15 protein-coding genes are annotated in these 17,035 nt (G+C 44.9%); 8 read left to right on the top strand and 7 right to left on the bottom strand.

Annotated features, from left to right (window positions below):
• Nucleotides 1–15: 15 nt before the first annotated feature.
• Nucleotides 16–891: a sugar phosphate isomerase/epimerase family protein gene (locus tag DN53_RS05770; RefSeq protein ID WP_242502078.1), complete on the top strand. Its 876-nt coding sequence runs from the start codon at nt 16–18 to the stop codon at nt 889–891.
• Nucleotides 892–2,280 carry a c-type cytochrome domain-containing protein gene (locus tag DN53_RS05775; RefSeq protein WP_129653451.1) on the top strand — a complete coding sequence of 463 codons (1,389 nt, stop codon included), beginning with the start codon at nt 892–894 and terminating at the stop codon, nt 2,278–2,280.
• 37 nt (nt 2,281–2,317) lie between these two features.
• On the opposite strand, the gene DN53_RS05780 is transcribed toward DN53_RS05775, so the two are convergent.
• The 3 genes from DN53_RS05780 to DN53_RS05790 all read right to left on the bottom strand — a co-directional run bounded on the left by DN53_RS05780 (nt 2,318) and on the right by DN53_RS05790 (nt 5,807).
• Nucleotides 2,318–2,698 (bottom strand): potassium channel family protein, encoded by a 381-nt coding sequence (locus tag DN53_RS05780; RefSeq protein ID WP_207211095.1) that lies wholly within the window; start codon nt 2,696–2,698, stop codon nt 2,318–2,320.
• Between the two features lie 172 nt (nt 2,699–2,870).
• Entirely contained in the window at nt 2,871–3,758 is an 888-nt protein-coding gene (locus DN53_RS05785) for a leucine-rich repeat domain-containing protein (protein ID WP_129653452.1), read from the bottom strand.
• Between the two features lie 135 nt (nt 3,759–3,893).
• The gene (locus DN53_RS05790) at nt 3,894–5,807 is read right to left on the bottom strand and encodes an ABC-F family ATP-binding cassette domain-containing protein (RefSeq protein WP_129653453.1); all 1,914 of its coding nucleotides are present in this window, start codon (nt 5,805–5,807) and stop codon (nt 3,894–3,896) included.
• Nucleotides 5,808–5,873: 66 nt separating this feature from the next.
• On the opposite strand from DN53_RS05790, the gene DN53_RS05795 reads away from it, so the two are divergent.
• Entirely contained in the window at nt 5,874–6,278 is a 405-nt protein-coding gene (locus tag DN53_RS05795; protein WP_129653454.1) for a DUF983 domain-containing protein, read from the top strand.
• On the opposite strand, the gene DN53_RS05800 is transcribed toward DN53_RS05795, so the two are convergent.
• Complete coding sequence (locus tag DN53_RS05800; protein WP_129653455.1) at nt 6,275–7,330, bottom strand: NAD(P)/FAD-dependent oxidoreductase; 1,056 nt, start codon at nt 7,328–7,330, stop codon at nt 6,275–6,277. The two genes, DN53_RS05795 and DN53_RS05800, sit on opposite strands and share 4 nt — an antisense overlap.
• Before the next feature lie 159 nt (nt 7,331–7,489).
• On the opposite strand from DN53_RS05800, the gene DN53_RS05805 reads away from it, so the two are divergent.
• The 5 genes from DN53_RS05805 (at nt 7,490) to DN53_RS05825 (ending at nt 13,711) form a co-directional block, all read left to right on the top strand.
• Complete coding sequence (locus tag DN53_RS05805; protein ID WP_129653456.1) at nt 7,490–8,956, top strand: Kelch repeat-containing protein; 1,467 nt, start codon at nt 7,490–7,492, stop codon at nt 8,954–8,956.
• A 191-nt stretch (nt 8,957–9,147) separates the two neighbouring features.
• Nucleotides 9,148–10,899: an IPT/TIG domain-containing protein gene (locus DN53_RS05810; protein WP_129653457.1), complete on the top strand. Its 1,752-nt coding sequence runs from the start codon at nt 9,148–9,150 to the stop codon at nt 10,897–10,899.
• Between the two features lie 193 nt (nt 10,900–11,092).
• The gene (locus tag DN53_RS05815; RefSeq protein WP_129653458.1) at nt 11,093–12,904 is read left to right on the top strand and encodes an IPT/TIG domain-containing protein; all 1,812 of its coding nucleotides are present in this window, start codon (nt 11,093–11,095) and stop codon (nt 12,902–12,904) included.
• Between the two features lie 117 nt (nt 12,905–13,021).
• A complete protein-coding gene (locus DN53_RS05820) occupies nt 13,022–13,363 on the top strand; it encodes a GIY-YIG nuclease family protein (protein ID WP_313790129.1) in 342 nt (113 codons plus the stop codon).
• 24 nt (nt 13,364–13,387) lie between these two features.
• Entirely contained in the window at nt 13,388–13,711 is a 324-nt protein-coding gene (locus tag DN53_RS05825; protein WP_129653459.1) for a hypothetical protein, read from the top strand.
• Nucleotides 13,712–13,809: 98 nt separating this feature from the next.
• Here DN53_RS05825 and porN read toward each other — a convergent pair whose 3' ends face one another.
• The 3 genes from porN to porL all read right to left on the bottom strand — a co-directional run bounded on the left by porN (nt 13,810) and on the right by porL (nt 17,025).
• Nucleotides 13,810–14,712, bottom strand: a complete 903-nt coding sequence (gene porN / locus DN53_RS05830) for a type IX secretion system ring subunit PorN/GldN (protein ID WP_129653460.1) — start codon at nt 14,710–14,712, stop codon at nt 13,810–13,812.
• Between the two features lie 18 nt (nt 14,713–14,730).
• The gene (porM, locus tag DN53_RS05835; protein WP_129653461.1) at nt 14,731–16,302 is read right to left on the bottom strand and encodes a type IX secretion system motor protein PorM/GldM; all 1,572 of its coding nucleotides are present in this window, start codon (nt 16,300–16,302) and stop codon (nt 14,731–14,733) included.
• Between the two features lie 66 nt (nt 16,303–16,368).
• A complete protein-coding gene (gene porL / locus DN53_RS05840; RefSeq protein ID WP_129653462.1) occupies nt 16,369–17,025 on the bottom strand; it encodes a type IX secretion system motor protein PorL/GldL in 657 nt (218 codons plus the stop codon).
• Nucleotides 17,026–17,035 lie beyond the last annotated feature (10 nt).

Below are 17,035 nucleotides of genomic sequence, written 5' to 3' on the forward strand. Positions count from 1 at the left end.
AACTTTAATATACTCATGAAAAAACACCTTTATCTAGTAATGATTCTTTTTGCCACTACCCTCTATCCCCAAAAAGGGGAAATCCTATTTTTTCAGACCAACTGGGGAAACACCCTGAGCTGGGATGCATTTTGCGAACGGGCCAAAACCTCAGGTTTTGATGGTATTGATGTTTGGCTTCCCAATGAGGTAGAAAGTCAACAGCAACTGAAAGCTGCATTGAAAAAACACGATCTAAAGCTCAATTTGATGCATGGGACCGATAACAGTCTTCCTTTTGAGGAAAGTTTGGAGGCCTATACAAAGAAACTGCATGTATTGGTATCGTGGAAGCCTGTGGTGATCAACAGTCAAACCGGTAGTGACTTTTTCTCCATGGAGCAGAATACGGCTTTCATAAAAGCGGCCAATGCCATCAGCAAGGAAACGGGCATTCCCATTTATCATGAAACCCATCGGGGACGGTTCAGTTACACCTTGCCCATTACATTGGACTATTTAAAAAAGATATCCGATTTACGCCTTACTGCCGACATCAGCCATTGGATGGTGGTCCATGAATCCTTATTGGAAGGTAGGGACGCCATGCTTTCCGAAGTGATTGCAAAGACCGACCATATCCATGCTCGCGTAGGCCATGCCGAAAGCCCCCAAGTAAACGACCCCAAAGCTCCAGAGTGGAAAAGGGCCGTTGATCGCCATTTGGACATCTGGGAAAAGGTCATCAGAAAATTCTGGGCGGAAAATGACCGCCCCATGACGGTTACCTCAGAATTTGGCCCACCTTACTATATGCCTGCTCTTCCGTATACCCAACTTCCCGTATCGGACCAATGGGAGGCCAATGTTTATATGATGGACATTATAAAACAAAGACTCGGCATAGATTAAATGGATATTCTTTCACAGCTATTGGGGCGGCTGCATCCTTTGATCGTACACCTGCCCATAGGTTTCTTGGTACTGGGCGTACTTTTATATTGGACCGACCGTAAGACAAAACAGTACACCGGGCTATTGGCCACCTTGTTCCTTTGGGCTGGGTTGGTCTCGGTCTTGGCTTGCATAAGTGGATTTCTGCTATACCAAAATGAGGGCTATGGGTTTGATACCGTCAAGGGTCACCTGTGGTTTGGAATCATCACGGCCGTGTTTTGCTTTGCATTGTATTTAAAATGGAAGTCGGATTCCGTAGCGGTGTTGCAAAAAGTGTCCTTTCCGGTCATGGTTGTTTTAGGGTTGGTGTTGATTTCCATCACAGGGCATAAAGGAGGCAATATCACCCATGGTGAAGGATATCTTACCGAACCCCTTCCCCGAGGGGTAAAAAAAGCACTGGGCATTCCAGTTTTTGAAGAACTCCCTATAGCATTGACCGAAGATTCTTGGGAGAATGCCAATCTATATGCTGAAGTGGTGCATCCCATCCTCAACAATAAATGTGTAAGCTGCCATGGTCCCAAACAGGCCAAAGGAGAATTACGGCTCCATTTGGAAGATGGTATACTTTCCGGCGGCGAAAACGGTGAGGTGATCATGGCCCAAAACCCCGATGGCAGTGAACTTTTCACCCGGGTTATTTCTCCCAAAGATACCGATGGCCATATGCCGCCCAAGGAAAAAGAGCAACTGACCAAAGAAGAGATTGCCGTGCTAAAAGCCTGGATAGAGGCTGGACACCCTTTTGACGGCAGTATCGCATCGCATGGATTGGATGAAAGCCTATTTGAGCCCTTCTTTCCCAAGGATGTGGAAGATTTTTATCCCGAGGCCACTTTGCCTCCCTTACCCTTGGACAGTCTACGTTCCGTGAAGGAAACAGGATTGCATGTGGAGTACCTCAGCAAGGATTCCCCTTGGTTACGGGTCACTGCAATCAATAAACCAGAATTTTCGTTGATGGATACATTGGCCTTGACCCCCATAAACGATTTTATCGTGGAATTGGATTTGTCCCATACGGCCATCAATGATTCCATTTATCCGTATTTGGGCCATTTACCCTACTTGACCGTGTTGAACTTGGGACAAACCGAAGTCACGGACCAAGGCATTGAGGAATTATCCCAGCTTTCACATTTGAAACACCTCAACCTGACCCGTACCGGAATCACTTCAAACGTGTTTAAAAAATTGGAGGATTTCCCATCCCTGCAAAAAGTATATGTTTTTGGAACTTCATTGCCATCGGATGGTCCAAAAGAAATCCGCAAAGGATTGCATGTGGATTATGGTGGGTATACCCTACCACAAATTGCTTCGGATTCCATCATTTATTGAGGAATCGAACAGTGGATGTTTGGGGTTATACTAAGTCCTATTTGATTTCTTGACGCTGGTCGTTATGCCTGTCTTTTCCAAAGAACCGCTTATGCTTCCCATCTTCCAAAATCAACCGCACAATTTTTGCAGTGAATGCCACAAAGGTTCCAATAGATAGAAAGGCATAAATTATAGTGAAGACCTTGCCCAAATCCGTAGTGGGAACAAAATCGCCATACCCCACAGTAGCCATGGTCATCACCGAAAAGTATAATGAATCAATAACGGACCAATGTTCGGTTTGGGAATAAAAAAGGGTAGAACCTATCAACAAAAACATCAAAAAGAAGCACAGGAATTTAAACTCATCATCATTTCGGATTCCTTTGAGGATAGCTTTGGCAAATCGAAAAATATTAAAGGCAAAAGAAAGCACAATACGTCTGTTGGTTTACGATAATCAATGGATCAAGGTGAAGTTACACAAAAGGCAGAACCTTTCCCAATATCCGTAAGGGACAAACTCTTTCCTTTCTGTTCGTAAAACGCATAAAAAAAGGGGATACACGCCTGTATCCCCAAACCAAACAAACTAAAGTAATAACTAACTACTCATTTTCGTTGTCATCCTCAAATTTTGTGTCCGCCATACGCGAACGTTCAAAATGGATGTCATTGAATCGTGGTGTCAAGGTCTTGTCATCGGTGTCAAAGACCAAAAACTGTTTTGTGTCCATCAATTTGAGTCCGGTATAGGAATCAAATCGGTTGTTTTGTAATTGCAGCACCTGCAAGCTTGCCAATTGACCAAACTCTGTGGGAATCTCACCGCCCAACTGGTTGTTGGCCAACACCAATTCCTTTAGGTGGGTCAAGTTCCCCATTTCGGAGGGGATATTCCCTTCCAAGTTGTTCTCAAAAAGGCCCAAAGCTTCCAATTGGGTCAGATTTCCAATGGATTTTGGTATGATGCCTTTCAGGTTATTACTGGAAAGGTTGAGTTCTTTTAAGTTAGTGAGGTTTCCGAACGAATCCGGTATGGGGCCGCTTAGAAAGTTATTGAACATGGAGAGTACCTCCAACCGCTTCATTCCACCAATACCTTCTGGCAAAGATCCCTTGATGCGATTCATTTCCAAACGGAGCACCTTTAGGTTTTTCAACTTTACAATATCCTTGGGAAGAACACCTGTAAGACTATTGAAAGCCAAATTCAATTGGGTCAAGTATTTGAGTTTTCCCATACTTTCGGGAAGCACTCCGTCCAAATTGTTCATGAACAAGGTTAATCCCACCACATGATTGTCCTTTACCTCAACACCTTTCCAAGTATGGATCGGAGATTCCAAATCCCACGAAACCTTCCATTGGTCTCCTTTAGTGTTGTTGTATAGGTCTACAAGGGCATTCCTCTCCTCTTGGGGGATTTCCTGGTTGGCGTGTACCCTACACACGGAAACCAGTATACATAAGAAGAAAACGGCCAATCGAATCATTGATTACTTATTTTATCCTAAAGAATTTACCTACAAAGTAATCAAAATACGAAAAAACCTACAAATATAATCGGCGAACCGACGGTAATTTGTTGTGAACTAGGCCAAATATGTGGTATGTAAATGGACTTTTGGTTAGTTCAGGGCCTCCAATTCGTGGGAAAGGTCTTCCCAGTCCCCCATCAAGGTCTCCAGTTTTTTCTTCTTGCCCTGATAGGTATCAAAAAAATTAGGGCGGGCAATGGTACTGTCATAATCCATTAAAAGGTCATGGTCTATGTCGGCAATCTCCTTTTCCAATTGTGAAATCCTCTTTTCCACCCCACTCAATTTGTTCTTGAGCGATTTTTGTTTCTTTTGGAATTGGTAGTCGTTCTCCTTGGAAACCATCTCCACCTTCTTGGCTACTTTTTTCTCCCCTTTTTCAATTTTTCTGAAATCTTCTGCCTTGCGCTGTTCCAGATAAAAATCGATATCTCCCAAATATTCTTTGATGCCACCATCCTTGAACTCATAGACCCTATCTGTGAGTCCCTGGAGAAAATCCCTGTCGTGGGACACCAAGACCAAGGTTCCTTCAAAATTCTGTAGTGCACTTTTCAACACATTCTTGGATTTAATGTCCAAGTGGTTGGTAGGTTCGTCCATCACCAACACATTGAACGGCTGAAGCAACATTTTGGCCAAGGCCAATCGGTTTCGCTCCCCTCCAGAGAGTACCTTTACATATTTTTCCACCTCATCGCCACGGAATAGGAAAGAGCCCAAAATATCCCTGACCTTGCTTCTATTTTTCTCATTGGCAGCATCAATCATGGTGTCCAAAATGGTTTTCTCACCATCCAGATATTCTGCTTGGTTCTGGGCAAAATAACCCAGTTGTACATTGTGTCCGGTCTTTAGGTTTCCGGTATGGTCCAACTCCCCCACCATGATTTTGGCCAAGGTGGTTTTTCCTTGTCCGTTCTGACCCACAAAAGCGGTCTTGGTACCACGCTCCACCAAAAGATCAATATCTTTTAGAACTTCTTTTTTGCCATAGCTTTTGGAGAGATTTTCCAGTTCGGCAACTACCTTCCCAGGGTTTATGGAAACGGGAAAACGAAGGTTCATTACACTATTGTCCTCATCATCCACCTCTATACGCTCTATTTTATCCAGCTTCTTAATAAGGGACTGCGCCATGGACGCCTTACTGGATTTGGCCCGAAACTTCTCAATCAAGCGTTCGGTCTGCTGAATCTGCTTTTCTTGGTTTTTTTGGGCGCTCAGTTGCTGTTCCTTGATTTCTTTTCGATACGCCAAAAACTTGGTGTACGGCTTGTTGTGGTCATAGATACGACCCAAGGAAATCTCGATGGTCCTATTGGTGACATTGTCCAGGAACATTTTATCATGCGAAACGATCACCACCGCACCTGCATAGGTTTTCAAGAACTGTTCCAACCAGATAATGGATTCAATATCCAAGTGGTTGGTAGGCTCATCCAACAGCAATACATCGTTGTTCTGCAATAGGAGTTTGGCCAACTCTATACGCATACGCCATCCCCCTGAAAAGGTATCCGTGAGCTTATCAAAATCATCGCGCTTGAACCCCAACCCCAACAACACTTTCTCGGTATCGCCTTGGTAGTTGTATCCGCCCAAGATTTCATATCTGTGGGTGACTTCGCTCAAATCCACCATCAATTGGTGATAACCGTCACTTTCATAATCGGTACGCTCTGCCAATGCCGTATTGATTTCCTCCAGCTGTTGCTCCAAGGATTTGATATCCGAAAATGCCTGATAGGATTCCTCCAATACGGTTCGGCCCTGTTCAAAATCGATATCCTGTCTTAAAAAGCCAATCTTTATGTCCTTTTCCATGGCGATGGTCCCCTCATCGGGTGCCATATCCTTGGACAAAAGCTTGAGCATGGTGGACTTACCCGCTCCGTTCTTACCAATAAGACCTACACGGTCCCCTCCATTCAAACGAAACGCGATTTCTTCAAAAAGATATTCACCTCCAAAGGCTACTGAAAGATTATGGACATTTAGCATTTTATGTGACCTGAATTACAAAACAAAACTACCTGATTGCGTATTTTTGTATAAAAATCGGTGCAAATGTTAAAAAAAGGAACCAAACTGTACAGCATTTTAACAGGAAGTTGTCCTAAATGCCATGAAGAGAGCATGTACGAAAACACCAATCCGTACGCGATTTCCCAAATTTTCAACATGAACGAGCGCTGTTCGCATTGTGGCACCAAGTACAAGATAGAGCCCTCGTTTTTCTATGGCGCCATGTACGTGAGCTATGCTGTGGGCATTGCCTTTGCCGTGGCTGCCTTTGTAATTGCCTTTTTGTTTTTCGGAGCTTCCTTGGTGACTACGTTTATTGCCATTGTGGGTACCATGATTGTTTTTATGCCGGTGATCATACGGCTATCGCGCAACATCTGGGTAAATTTCTTTTTTAAATACGACCCCAACGCGGCTTCGCACAAACATACCGTGGCTAAGGGTTAATCCCGATAGTATTTTTTGGTAAACCGTTGGATATCCATTTCAGGGTCAATCCGGTTTTGGTGTTCAATGCATTGGTACAATTGGGCCGAGGCATAGGGTGCAATAAGCACGCCCCTAGACCCGAAGCCGTTGAGCACATACAGGTTTTTATGTGCTGGATGCCGACCTACCAAAGGCCTGCGATCTACCACTGTTGGCCTAATGCCTGCCACGTGGTCCACCACCTCAAAATCACATCGTAAAAAAGTGGTGAGCTTGTCCAGAAGTTCTTTTTTGGATGCTTCGGTGGGCTCATTGGTCTTATCCTTCCACTTGTAAGTGGCCCCCACCCGATATAAATCTTCACCCAACGGAATGGTGAATACGGAAGACTTGATCACTCGGTCTTCTTTATACGCTGGCGCTTTGATGGTCAAAAGCTCCCCTTTGGTCCCGTTCAAGGGCAAATAGTTGAAAAAAGGATTGTCTTGAAGGCCATAACCACAGGCAAAGACCATCTGTTTGGCGTGTAGGGATTTGTACGAAATCCGTCCCTCTTCAATAGTTAGGTCAGAAAAATTAAAAGATTCCCGTTCCAGAATTCCTTTCTGATCCAGATAGGTCGAGTAGAACTCCACCAAGGTGCCCGTATCTATTCTTCCGGTGTAATTGACTTCCCCAAAACCATGGGGAGCATCCAAACAGGTGTTAGAGTTGGGTAAGATAGTGGTCGATAAAAAATGGTCCAATCCCGGTTTATCAGCAGCTTCAAACCAGCTATTCTGCTCCTCAACAGAAGCAAAACGGCGCAATACCGGAACTTTATAATCCAATTGGACCCCTAATTTCCGCTCCAATCCGGCATAAAAAGGTTGAGCCAATTCCATTTGTTCCTTAGCTTTCCAAGCGAGGGTAAACCGCTTTAAAATCACTGGATTGTACAGTCCGCCCGCAACTTGGGAGGCTTGTTGTGATGTATCGGAAATTACCGTAAAGGATTTCCCTTCCTTCTCCAGAACCTCACAAAAAGAGATTCCCGCCAAGCCCAGACCTACTACGATATAATCTACCATAGGGCCAAGGTATTGATCTTTGTTGATTTTTTAACCACAACCCTACGATTTGTGCCATCAACCCAAAATGGGCATCCATCAATCCAAAACACCCATCCGTTAATTGCGCTCCTGAAAGCCCGTTGATTACCAATACCTTGTTGATAAACAAATTTTATCATGAAAAAAATACACTACTTATGCTTGGGTCTCGCCCTTGTCCTTGCCGCTTGTGGGAAGGACGACCCCAACCCGCCCGATGACCCGACCACCAACCCACCTACCATTGCAAGTTTTTCCCCAACGGAAGGTACTCCCGGCACCACTGTGGAGATCATAGGAACCAACTTTAGTACGGTAAAGACCGAAAATATGGTAAAGTTCAATGGGACCAGCGCTTCCGTGGGCATTGCCACGGCCACCAAACTTACCGTGAGTGTTCCCAATGGGGCCACATCCGGAAAAATCGCCGTGACCGTGGATGGAGAGACCGCACAGAGCAGCACCGATTTCACCATTCTAGATCCTCCAACAATTTCCATAAGCGGTTTTACTCCGGATCAAGAAAATGTGGGCGCCCAAGTTGTTATCGAAGGAGAGAACTTTGACCCCGACCCTGCTAATAACACCGTTGAATTCAATGGCGTAGCCGCGCAAGTAACCGCTGCCAACGGCACATACCTAACCGTGACCGTGCCCGAAGGGACCACCACTGGGACCATCACCGTTACCGTTGGGGAACAGACCGTGGAAAGTACAACGGAGTTTACTGTGGGGCCGTGGCGGAGATTGGCCGATTTTCCAGGTGAAGCCCGAAGAGATGCGATTATCGCTACTTTGGAAGATGGGAATGGAAATCCCATAATCATGGCTGGTTTTGGATATGGGCTTAATTCTGGTCAATTGGATGATTTCTGGACCTATAACCCGCAATCCAATGATTGGACAGGTGACCCCAATAGCTATTCAAAAAGAAATGGGGCTTTCTCCTTTGTAATCAATAATATATGGTATCTGGGAGGCGGATATGATGGTATAGAGCTAAACGATTTTTACAAGTTCGATCCCGAATGGACTGCTATCGCCAATGCACCATATTTAGGAACAAACAGCCCTTCATTTGTATATGGAAATACTGGGTTTATATATGGAAGGACTTCTGATTTTTCAGCCTTTTATGCATATGACACAGATCAAAACATGTGGTTTGCCAAGAATCCTTTTGAGGTAAATCCGAGGGTCAGTCCTTGTGGATTTGCTATCAATGGAAAAGGATATATAGCTACAGGAAGCTATGATGGGACTTATTTTAATGATTTGCACCAGTACGACTTTAACCTTAATTCTTGGACTGATAAAAAATCCCTTGATAGTGGATTGGAAAGATATGGAGCCATAGGTTTTGCCATAAACGGAAAAGGGTATCTAAGTACAGGTGTCAACTTTACTACTTCCACCTATTTCAATGATATTTGGGAATACAACCCTGGCACCGACACATGGACTGCCAAAACATCCTATCCAGGTTCTGGGCGATATGGGGCTTCTGCGACCACGATAGACGGCAAAGCCTACATTGTATTTGGCGAGGGTGATGGCAGCGACAACAATGATTTTTGGGAATACACCCCAGCTCTTGATAATTAAGAATACCCTATTCTTAATAAAAAACGCCGCACATATGTGCGGCGTTTTTCCTCCATTTAAGATTAGACTTATAACTGGATTTCATCATCAACCCAAAATGGGCATCCATCAATCCAAAACACCCATCCGTTAATTGCGCTCCTGAAAGCCCGTTGATTTCCAATACATTGGTTTACAAACATAAATTTATCATGAAAAAAATACACTACTTATGCTTGGGCCTCGCCCTTGTCCTTACCTCTTGTGGAAAGGATGATCCCAACCCGCCCGATGACCCGACCTCCAACCCACCTACCATTGCAAGTTTTTCCCCAACGGAAGGTACTCCCGGCTCCACTGTGGAGATCATAGGAACCAACTTTAGTACGGTAAAGACCGAGAATGCGGTAAAGTTCAATGGGACCAGCGCTTCTGTGGGCATTGCCACGGCCACCAAGCTAACCGTGAGCGTTCCCAATGGTGCCACATCCGGAAAAATCGCCGTGACCGTGGATGGAGAGACCGCACAAAGCTCCGGAACCTTCACCGTGACCGAGCCCTCGGCCAATGCGCCCACCATTGACAGCTTTTCTCCGCAAGAAGGAACACCCGGCACCATTGTGGTGATCATAGGAACCAACTTCAGTACCATAAAAACTGAAAATACGGTCGAATTCAATGGAACCGAGGCCACGGTGAGCATTGCAGGTGCCACCCTACTCACTGTTGTAGTCCCCAATGGGGCCACATCCGGGAAAATTACGGTCACCGTGGGTGGGCAGACCGCCCAGAGCAGTACCGACTTTACCGTGCTGGATCCAAGCGTTTCCATAAGTGGGTTTGCCCCAGACCAAGAAAATGTGGGTGCCCAAGTGGTTATAGAAGGCGAAAACTTTGATCCCAACTCTGCCAATAACACCGTTAAGTTCAATGGTGTAGCCGCCGAAGTGACTGCAGCCACCGCAACAAACCTAACCGTGACCGTGCCTGAAGGGGCCACCACAGGGACCATCACCGTGACCGTTGGGGAACAGACCGCAGAAAGTGCAACAGAATTTACCGTAGGACCGTGGAGACAGCTAACAACCCCATCATGGATGGATTATCCCATACGAGGCGGTAATATGGCCGTATTAAAAAACGACAATGACGAGGACGAAATCTATTTTGGGTTTGGCCGATATGGTAATGGGCCTTTTGTCTATTCAAACGAAGTTCATGTCTATGACATTGCCAGCGACACATGGGAAAGTGCCAGCGAACCCCCGGTAACAGGCAGATATAATGCAGCTTCATTTGTACTGAACAATAAGTGGCACATCATAACCGGAAAGAATGGCAATGGGGATATTGACGATAGTTGGTTCTATGACCCTGCCACAGAAACCTGGGAAAGCCTTGGGGCAACTGCCTATGGTAGTGGGCTATCCTCTTTTTGTGGAGACATTGCATGTTTTGTATATGGTATAAAGGAAAACTTTGTAGAAGGCAAACTAAAGAGTTATGATGGCAATACATGGACTGACAAAGATATCCTAACGGAATCCAACAAAAGTATCTTGGATGCCGTAGGGTTCAGAATTGGTAGCCAGGGCTATGTGGTTACAGGAAAAGGTGTGAATTACGCAAGTTCACTATTTAGGTACAGCATGGTAACTAGTTCATCGGGACAATTGGGCGCAGTCCCCTTTACCCTCAGAACTGAAGCCATAGGTATCGGCATGGGAACTAAAGCATACGTAGGTCTTGGATTAAGCGAAAACCTTATAAGTGTAGATGATATTTGGGAATATGATCAAGGCTCGAATTCTTGGACCCAAAAGTCCAATTTCCCGGGAGGAGGAAGACAAGGCGCCGCCGCCGTTGCGCATGGAGAACATATTTACATTCTAGGTGGTGTTGGGAATGCCTTACAAGAAGAACTGAAGACCTTCTGGCGATACACCCCAGCCCTTGATAATTAAGAACAAGCCTTTTTACAGTAAATAACGCCGCACATATGTGCGGCGTTATTCTTCCATTTGAGTTTAGACTTATAACTGGATTTCATCATCAACCCAAAATGATCATCCATCAATCCAAAGTGCCCATCCGTTAATTGCACATCTAAAGACCCATTGATTACCAATACCTTGTCTATAAACAAAATAATCTATTATGAAAAAATTACACTACTTATGCTTGGGCCTCGCCCTAGTCCTTGCCGCTTGCGGAAAGGATGATCCCAACCCGCCCGATGACCCGACCTCCAACCCGCCCACCATTGACAGCTTTACTCCGCAAGAAGGAACACCCGGCGCCATTGTGGTGATCATAGGAACCAACTTCAGTACCGTAAAAACTGAAAACACGGTCAAGTTCAATGGAACCGAGGCCACGGTGAGCATTGCAGATGCCACCCTACTCACTGTTGTAGTCCCCAATGGGGCCACATCCGGGAAAATTACTGTTACGGTAGACGGGCAGACCGCCCAGAGCAGTACCGATTTTACCGTGACCGAGCCTTCGGCCAATGCGCCCACCATTGATAGCTTTTCTCCACAAGAAGGAACACCCGGCACCATTGTGGAAATCTTAGGGACCAACTTTAGTACGGTAAAGACCGAGAATGCGGTAAAGTTCAATGGAACCAGCGCAAATGTGAGCAATGCCACGGCTACAATGCTCACTGTTGAAGTGCCCAATGGAGCCGAGACCGGACCCATATCAGTAACCGTAAATGGGGAAACGGCCCAGAGTGGCACCGATTTTACCGTGACCGAGCCCTCTGGCAACAGTCTAGCCATTCAAGATTTCAGCCCTATGCAGGGGCCAATTGGTACGTCTGTGACCATTAATGTTACAGGTATCTCTTTATCAGACTATGCTTTTAACGAGGTTGTTGTAAAATTCAATGGCATCCAAACGTCTGTAAACCAAAAATCATCTTCCTCGGTAATCGTTTATGTGCCAACTTTTGCCACCACTGGAAAAATAAGTATAGAAGTTGGTGGGGAAACCGCGGTAAGCGATGAGGACTTTACCGTAACCGGCCCTTGGAGGCGCATAGCCGATTTTGCAGGCAATCTGGGAAATTCTTATAGAAGAGATGGGATTATGGCAAGCTTGATGGACAATCAAAGTAATCCCAAAATCTTTGCTGGCCTTGGTGAAAATGGTTCTTTCGGCACTAATGGTCAAAAAGATATTTGGTCTTATGATATCAATACCAACAGCTGGGAGCAGAAAACGGATTTTCCCGGTGGAGCTAGAAAGAACGCATTTTCCTTTGTTTTGGACAACAAGTGGTACGTAGGAGGAGGTATAAATAATGTGCCCGAAACTGTAAATGATTTTTGGGTCTACGACCCCATTGCCGATTCATGGACCGGACTGGATACCCCCCCTGTTGCACTTGGATATAGTTTGACAACATTTACCATCAATGGCAAAGGGTATGTGTTTGGAGTAGCCGATGACCAAAACAACTTTAAGCGTATCGGTCTTTATGAATACGATCCCATTAATAACATATGGGAGAGAAAAAAGGACTTAGGACCGTCATCCATTAGTGGATTTCTGTATGCTGCAGGTTTTGCCATTAATGGCAAGGGATACATTGTGGGCGGAGGTATTCCCGGTGTTTATTCTGAAGAAACTTGGGAATATGATCCAAACAATGACACTTGGACCCAAAAAGCCGACTTTGGGGGCGGAAAAAGACAATATCATCTTGGGTATTCCATGAATGGCATGGGATATGCCGGTATGGGAATTGACCAAAACAACAATGACCACAAAGACCTATGGCAATTTGATCCCACAGATGGGGCTTCAGGGTCTTGGACCCAAAAGACAGATCTTCCCGATGGCAATCGCCAGTACTCCTCCGCAGTTGCAACTGACAACAAAGCTTACTTTATTTTTGGAGCTATCATTGGAGCAGAATATGAACAATTTTGGGAATATACTCCTGCCTTTGACAATTAAAAGTTAACGTCTTTCTAATAAGAACGCCGCACTTAAGTGCGGCGTTCTTATTGTATTGTTCTGGAAGGCCAGCTGTTTACCGTCTGTTCTACTGGCTCAAAAACCAAAACATACTTTATGTCCTTCCTGCGAAGGCAGGAAACCACATCCCATCCAAACATGCCCCACAATATTCACCAATACTACGTTTATATCCTTACCAACCACAAAAACGGCACTCTATACATTGGCATGACCAACAACTTACAACGGCGGGTCCAAGAACATAAGAGCGGAAAGTTAAAGGGTTTTACACAGCGATATGGTCTTCATATACTCGTCTACTATGAATTTCATCAATACGTTTCCAATGCCATTCTTAGGGAAAAGCAACTCAAAAAATGGAAGCGTTCATGGAAAATACGGCTTATTGAGGAACAAAATCCTCATTGGGTTGATTTGGCCAAGGGGTGGTTTTAATAATGGATTCCTGCCTCCGCAGGAATGACAAAAGAAAAGATCAAGCAAAGCAACAAGCCTTCAGGAATGACAAAAGAAAAGATCAAGCAAAGCAACAAGTTTTCAGGAATGACAAAAGAAAAGATCAGGCAAAGCAACAAGCTTTCAGGAATGGCCAAAGAAAAAGATCAAGCAAAGCAACAAGCCTTCAGGAATGATACAAGAGAAAAGATTCGACAACAAAATAAGCTGAAAAAAGGTCAGGGACCATTGGCTGAAAAGAGTCAAACCCTTAAAACGCAATCATGGTATAGCATACCTAAACAAGCAAAAACGCCGCACAAATGTGCGGCGTTTGGTTTCTATTGAATTGGAAAATTTATGTTGTGTGGATTCCGAAACAAGTTCGGAATAATTCAACCATTACCTTTGAATACTACCTATGCAGTTTTCAAAGCTGGGTTTCATTAATAAGCCCACATATCCTGCTCCCGGTCGCGAATCGTTTCTTTGATTCGTTGTGCTTCCAGCAATTGGAACAGGGCATTGTCAAAAATGTAATCGTCTATCTTACGATCTCCGTGGACGTTGTCCTCCTTGTAGATCACCCCATTGAAACGTCTTGCGTTCAATAGCATGTCATACGAGATGGGTCTTGCGGAGTTCCGTTGGTTGTACACTTTGGCTTCGTGCAACACTTGTCGTGCGGCAGGATACCAAACCCAGAACAGTTCTACTTTGTTCTCTCCCGGGTCTATGGACTCATCGTCTATAAAGTTTACGTCCGGAGCCACTGGGGCAATCCCCAATAGACGGTACTTGAGTTCCCCTTGGCGCTTGTCAAAGTACCAGATTCCCTTTATGCGATACTCTTCAATATCGGCCGCGGTCAAATCCCTTTGGTTGATAAACTCAGGGGAAATACGCTCACCGGCGTTCAATTGCTCGTATCCCAAATCGGTGGTATCCACTTTACTCAAGGTGGCGGAAAGATCGCTCAAGCTCCTTTTTTCGGTAAAGTACGAATCCGTGTACACCTCGGTCAGTTTCCCGTTCCTGATGTTTTTCATCAGCACGTGGTACAAAGACCTTCGGTCTGCCCCAATACCTATGGTATCGGTGGGATAGTACAACGGAAAGTTGACACGCTCATCCAAGTCAATGGTTTCCCAAACGGTCTTGGACCATAGGATGTCCCTATCATCCACATAACCGTACTCGAGGGGAGCGTCATTGTCCTGCTCAATCTGAGCTTCGGTCTTTTTGCCAATATCGTCTGGTAACTTGGCGTTCAAAATGTTCGCCTGTCCCATCATTGATACGGGCAATACGCCCAACAATCCGATTATAAATACATTTTTCCAATTCATGATCACTTCTATACTTTATTAGTTTGTAAGCTCAACCACAACCGGAGATACTTTCTTCAACTTGTAGCTCTTGTTGTTGGTGATATAGGCTTGGATATCGAAAATCTGAACCGCATCGCCTCGTTGTGCCCTTTGCAAGGCAGACTTGGCACGGTTGTCCAATTTGTTTCCATTAACAACCACGGTAGGCTGACCAGGCACTTTGAACTTGAACTGCCCAACGGCAAGGTTCAAATCAAAATCGAAGTCTTCCAACATGGCACCAATGGTAGAAATCTCAAGATTCTTTCTTGGCATCTTAACGCTACCAGACTCTCCACGAACCGTACCACCGGGTCTTGGAATATCCTTGATACGGAACTCAGACTTGGTAGAGATACCTTTACCATCAGGCAATGTTCCTGAAGCGGTAATGGTAACGGACCTACCTGTACCTGGGTTCATCACATACTGGCTACCACTTCTTCTGGTCAAACCGGTAGCGGATGCAGATACCTTATTGTCTGGAATACCAGGAATGGAGATGGTCATTGGGTTGGCAACACCACGGTACACCACGTTCATCTTATCTGCAGAAATTACCGCAGCATTAGGCATGGAAATGGTCGCAAAGGTATTGTTCACCTCAACGGGCACTTCTTTTCCATCCTGCATGAAGTACATGGTTCCTTTAATGGTGTGGTCACCTGGGGTACCGGCACTGATCAACATTTTAATACCTCCAGCTTCCAAAGCGTAGTCTTTACCTTCGGCCAAAGTTCTACCATCCAACGTCAACTCTGCTTTCACAGGAGTGGATGTCTTATCGGTTTTACTTACAATGATTTTACCATCATACTTTTCACCAGAGTAGTAGGCCGTTTTAGGGGCCGCCAAAGAACTGGCAAAATTGGTCAAGGATACGGCAGCGGTCAAGTTACCTTCCAAAAGGTTTTTCAACACCTCTTGCTCAGTAGTCTTGATATCGGCCTGCAATTGGGTCAACTTGGTCAAAGAGGCCACCAATGGGAACCCTTCGTAGTGATAGTTGATCCAATCTTGACGTGTACCGTCCCTTTTCTCTACCTTACCATCGGCGTCACCAGTTGCAAAACGGGTCTTTACAGCTTCCTTAACAGCGGTAAACTTCCCTTCGGGCAATGTGTTGACAACACCTTCACGGTAATCATTGATCTGCTTCATGAACTCTTTTCCTTCAGGGCCTAGGTTATCTCCCTGGAAAAACTTCTGGTCCAAATAGTCAGATTTGTCCATGACCACATAGTCTTTGGGATCTTCAAGATCCTTGGTCATTTCTTGTTTCAATCCTTCCAGATAGGTATAATACTTATCGGAAAGTTCTTTGATTTGCTGAGCATTTTGGTACAATGTTCCGTACTCTGCCTCATTCTCTTCAGCTTTGGTTCCCAAGCTTGCCAAGAAATCGGAGTTACTGGAGTCCATTCTAGTGTTGGAAGTTTCCAGCTTTTCGTTCATTAGTCCGAAAGCGGCAAGTACTTCCTTGCTCATATTAAGTGCCAACATCGCGATGAAGATCAAGTACATAAGGTTGATCATCTTCTGACGTGGTGTTTGTTTTCCTGATGCCATGTTTATCTAATTAGAATTATAAATTAATTTGATTTGGGGTTTGATATCATTTAATCGATATCCTAATTAGTTCTTGCTACCCATGGCGGAAAGCATACCTCCATAAACTCCATTCAAGGAGGAAAGGTTCGTGGCCAAAGACTCCATTTGGTCTTTCAAGGCTCCTGCATTCTGTACAACTTCCTCGTTGATGGAAGCTTGTCTGCTAGCGCTTTCCAACTGTACTTTGTACAAGCTGTTCAAAGACTCCATTTGGGCAGCGGCGTGGGACAATTCCTCAGAATACTTTTTAGTGTGTTGAATAGCATCCGTAGTTGGAGTGATATTCTTGGCAGCACCTTCAAAACTCTTGATGCTCTCACCCAAGTTGGAGAAAAGCTCAGAATCAATCTTGGCCTCCTTAAGAAGGTCATCCAATTTTCTGGAAAGAAGTCCTTCAGCTTCCTGGGCCTCTTTGGCGTCCTGCTTTTTAGAAGCACTCTGCTGACCACCGGCCAATTCTGGGTATACCAAGGACCAATCGTATTCGTCGTCCACAGGTTCAAATGCACTGATAGCGAAGATCAATGCTTCAGTAATAAGACCTACCGCAAGAAGAAGTCCACCTGTAAGGGGTCCAAACTCCCAGTGAAGGATCTTGAACAATGCACCAATGATTACCACCGATGCTCCAAGCCCGTAGGCCATGTTAAACAGCTTTTTTGTTGATTTTGACTGTGCCATAATTCTAGTT

The sequence above is a fragment of the Flagellimonas olearia genome (assembly GCF_004150225.1).
In the GTDB taxonomy this organism is placed as follows: Bacteria; Bacteroidota; Bacteroidia; order Flavobacteriales; family Flavobacteriaceae; genus Flagellimonas; species Flagellimonas olearia.

Bases quoted from the DNA above. Each gene is read 5' to 3' on its own strand.
- DN53_RS05770 (WP_242502078.1), top strand. From the start codon at position 16: ATGAAAAAACACCTTTATCTAGTAATGATTCTTTTTGCCACTACCCTC.
- DN53_RS05775 (WP_129653451.1), top strand. From the start codon at position 892: ATGGATATTCTTTCACAGCTATTGGGGCGGCTGCATCCTTTGATCGTA.
- DN53_RS05785 (WP_129653452.1), bottom strand. From the start codon at position 3,758: ATGATTCGATTGGCCGTTTTCTTCTTATGTATACTGGTTTCCGTGTGT.
- DN53_RS05790 (WP_129653453.1), bottom strand. From the start codon at position 5,807: ATGCTAAATGTCCATAATCTTTCAGTAGCCTTTGGAGGTGAATATCTT.
- DN53_RS05795 (WP_129653454.1), top strand. From the start codon at position 5,874: ATGTTAAAAAAAGGAACCAAACTGTACAGCATTTTAACAGGAAGTTGT.
- DN53_RS05800 (WP_129653455.1), bottom strand. From the start codon at position 7,330: ATGGTAGATTATATCGTAGTAGGTCTGGGCTTGGCGGGAATCTCTTTT.
- DN53_RS05805 (WP_129653456.1), top strand. From the start codon at position 7,490: ATGAAAAAAATACACTACTTATGCTTGGGTCTCGCCCTTGTCCTTGCC.
- DN53_RS05810 (WP_129653457.1), top strand. From the start codon at position 9,148: ATGAAAAAAATACACTACTTATGCTTGGGCCTCGCCCTTGTCCTTACC.
- DN53_RS05815 (WP_129653458.1), top strand. From the start codon at position 11,093: ATGAAAAAATTACACTACTTATGCTTGGGCCTCGCCCTAGTCCTTGCC.
- DN53_RS05820 (WP_313790129.1), top strand. From the start codon at position 13,022: ATGTCCTTCCTGCGAAGGCAGGAAACCACATCCCATCCAAACATGCCC.
- DN53_RS05825 (WP_129653459.1), top strand. From the start codon at position 13,388: ATGACAAAAGAAAAGATCAAGCAAAGCAACAAGCCTTCAGGAATGACA.
- porN (WP_129653460.1), bottom strand. From the start codon at position 14,712: ATGAATTGGAAAAATGTATTTATAATCGGATTGTTGGGCGTATTGCCC.
- porM (WP_129653461.1), bottom strand. From the start codon at position 16,302: ATGGCATCAGGAAAACAAACACCACGTCAGAAGATGATCAACCTTATG.
- porL (WP_129653462.1), bottom strand. From the start codon at position 17,025: ATGGCACAGTCAAAATCAACAAAAAAGCTGTTTAACATGGCCTACGGG.